The 2932-nt window shown below is 66.3% G+C and carries 3 protein-coding genes; 1 reads left to right on the forward strand and 2 read right to left on the reverse strand.

Annotated features, from left to right (window positions below; translation table 11 throughout):
* Positions 1–312: 312 nt before the first annotated feature.
* A complete protein-coding gene (locus ACZ4IF_RS44490) occupies positions 313–1227 on the reverse strand; it encodes an AraC family transcriptional regulator (RefSeq protein ID WP_467574991.1) in 915 nt (304 codons plus the stop codon).
* Between the two features lie 142 nt (positions 1228–1369).
* Here ACZ4IF_RS44490 and ACZ4IF_RS44495 point away from each other — a divergent pair, with 142 nt between their 5' ends.
* Entirely contained in the window at positions 1370–1780 is a 411-nt protein-coding gene (locus tag ACZ4IF_RS44495) for an organic hydroperoxide resistance protein (protein ID WP_359504325.1), read from the forward strand.
* Between the two features lie 446 nt (positions 1781–2226).
* Here the strand turns inward: ACZ4IF_RS44495 and ACZ4IF_RS44500 are convergent, their stop codons facing one another.
* Positions 2227–2814 carry an acyl-CoA thioester hydrolase/BAAT C-terminal domain-containing protein gene (locus ACZ4IF_RS44500; protein ID WP_467574994.1) on the reverse strand — a complete coding sequence of 196 codons (588 nt, stop codon included), beginning with the start codon at positions 2812–2814 and terminating at the stop codon, positions 2227–2229.
* Positions 2815–2932 lie beyond the last annotated feature (118 nt).

Consider the following 2932-nt stretch of genomic DNA (forward strand, 5'->3'; position numbering starts at 1 on the left):
ACCCGCCCCGACCACCCACCGCGGCAATCACACTGGTCCCGCCCACCAAAACAACTAGCAGAGGCCAGAAAACCGCCTAAATCACCGGTATTGGGCCTAGATCGGCGGCGGGCACCAGGACTCGCATCCCGCGCCAGCGCGTCGAGGAGCGCCGCATGCGCGGGGACGGTCCCGCGGGTAACACCTTCCCGACTAGCTTTGTGGCCTGCTTCCCGCACGCGCAGGGGCGATCCCGCTCATGGACCTCAAGCGGCCAACGGCAGATCAGGATGGCGTCCAACAGGAGGCCGTCGTCACGGCCTGCTGACCGGACTACCTCCGCGCCTGCCGGCGGTACCGACCGGGGGCCAAGCCGTGCTCTCGTTTGAACGCTTTGGCGAAGGCGAATTCGGAGGTATATCCCGTGCGCTGCGCGACGGTCTGTACCGGCATGTCGCTGTCGCGCAGCAGTCGCGCCGCCAGGGTCATCCGCCACCAGGTCAGGTAGCCCAGGGGCGGTTTGCCGACCAGTGAGGTGAACCGGCGGGAGAAGGCGGCGCGCGACAGTCCGGCTTTCGCGCCCAGCGCTTCGACTGTCCACTGCCCTGCGGGTTCCTGGTGGATATGGCGCAGCGCTGCGGTGATCGCCGGATCGCGCAGCGTTGCGGCCCAGCCGGTGGCCGGGCCGTCGTCGCTCTGCTCGTCGAGCCAGGCCCGCAGGATGTACAGCAGCATGATGTCCAGCAAGGCCGACACGACCGCTTCGGTTCCGTGGCTGGGGTTGGCGATCTCGTCGCCGAGCAGGTTGACGGCGGCACGCAGCGGCGTGCGGTGGCCGAGACGTGCCGGAAGGTGGATGACCTCGGGCAGTTCCTCGAACAGTGGATGTGGCCGGGTCTGATCGAGCGTGTACGCGCCGCACAGCAGGACCGTCGTGGCTCCCACGCCGTCGTCGGCGTTCGGCGTCATCTCCCGCAGGGAGGCCGAGGGCGCGCCCGTCAGGGACGTCGACGGGCTGTCGGCCAGAGCGTGCTTGCAGCCGTGCGGAAGGCACACCACATCGCCCACGCTCAGGGCGATCGCGGCGCCCGTCGGCGGGATCAGCCAGCATGTCCCTTCCAGCACCACATGAAAGCCGGCCCCGGAGAACGGCTCGGCCCGCACTCCCCACGGAGCGTGCTTGCGGATTTCAGTGGAATGAGGGCGCCCCGTACGCATGACGCCGATCGCATCGCTGAGCACGTCCATCGCCAGATCGTAACGCGAGGCGGCTACGTGCAAGACGATCAGATATGAAACGTAGACGGTGAGCCATGGGGAGCGGCTGCCGCCCTCCATACGCTGAGTGGGCCAAACAGATTGACCGATCGGTCTACCAGAAGGGCAGGACATGAGCCTGTATACCGCCGCCGCGACCGCGACCGGTCGCGACGGCCGCGCCTTCAGTTCGGACGGCAAGTTGGACGTCGAGCTGGCCCTCCAGAAGGAGTTGGGCGGCACCGGCGACGGCACCAACCCCGAGCAGCTCTTCGCGGCGGGCTATGCGGCATGCTTCGCCACCTCCATGCAGTTGGTGGCGCAGAAGAAGAAGATCGACGTCTCGGGCATGTCGGTCACCGCCGAAATCGGCCTCGTCCCCAACGGGCAGGGTGGCTTCCAGCTCGAAGTCAGCCTGCGTACGAAGCTACCGGACAGCCTGCCCCGGGAAGTCGGTCGCGAGCTCATCGAGGCCACCCACCAGGTTTGCCCGTACTCCAACGCCACGCGCGGCAACATCCCGGTCGAGTTGCTCGCCGAGTAACCGCCGCCCGCTGAACGCCACCTGGACCGCAACCGCAAGAGTCCGCGATCCAGGTGGCGTCGTCCTATCGTTCGCGCGAGCGGCCTGCTCGAACTCGGCATCGGTCACTGGCTCGTCAGGCCAGCGGCAGTAGGGCTGTCTGGCGAGCTTCAGGACCCGGCACGTGACCGTGACGGAGACACCGTCCCCGGCCGGCTCTTTCACGAGCGGTAGATCCTTTTCCCGGCAGATGTGCCTGCGACAGGTAGGTCACGGCCCGGCGCAGGACCTCGTTCTCCTGTTCCAGCAGCTTGATCCGCCGACGTGTTTCCCGCAGTCTCGCGCTCTCCCGGCTGGTCGTTCCGGGCTTTGTCCCGTCGTCGATGTTCGCGCGGCGCATCCATTTCCACAGCGTCATCGCGTTCTGGGTAACTGCTCACGCCTGTCGTGTCGCTGCTGCCACATGGTTATGGCTGTGGCAAGTCAGGCCCGAGTGAAGCGAGGAGCGCCAGGACTCTTAACCAGCCTGTCTCGCGCGCAGCAGCATCGCCCGCGCGGGTCCCGCCGAGGTCTACCTCTCTTTGTGTCACAGGGTGACGGAAACGCGTAGCGGCCGCGACGTATGGATACGTTCCAACACCGTGCCCGGCCTTGGGGTAGATCAATGCCTTGTGGGGGTACTGGTCGCCGGTGGCATCGAGTTCCTGAGCGATGCGCCGGGCGGAGTGGGAAGAGCTCCACAGCCGGTCGTCTGCTCCGGCGATGGCCAGGACGGGCCCGCTGACGTGGCTGAGCGAAATGTTCCCTTCGGCAATCGGCTTGCCGCCCTTGGTCCATGCTGTCGTGCCGTAGTGCGGAAACCCGCCGTTGACTTCGGATGACGGCGCGTAGACGACCGCGCCCTTGATGAGGCGGGGGTAGTGGTTGGCGAGGAGTAGGGCCGCCTCGCTGCCGCGGGAGTATCCCATCACCATGATGTGGCGTGCGTCGACGCCCGGTTGTGCGGCCAGTAAGCGAGCTGCTGTGGTGAAGTACTCCAGCGGGATGCTCTCCAAGTCCTGGGGGAGACCTGGCAGCTTGAGAAGCCGTATCTCAACCGAACGTGATCGTTTGATTTCTGCTGGTCAGGAATGGTTTCGCTCGGGTTGAGGGAGGCATGTCGACGTCTTGTGT

The sequence above is a fragment of the Streptomyces sp. NPDC025784 genome, assembly GCF_055558435.1.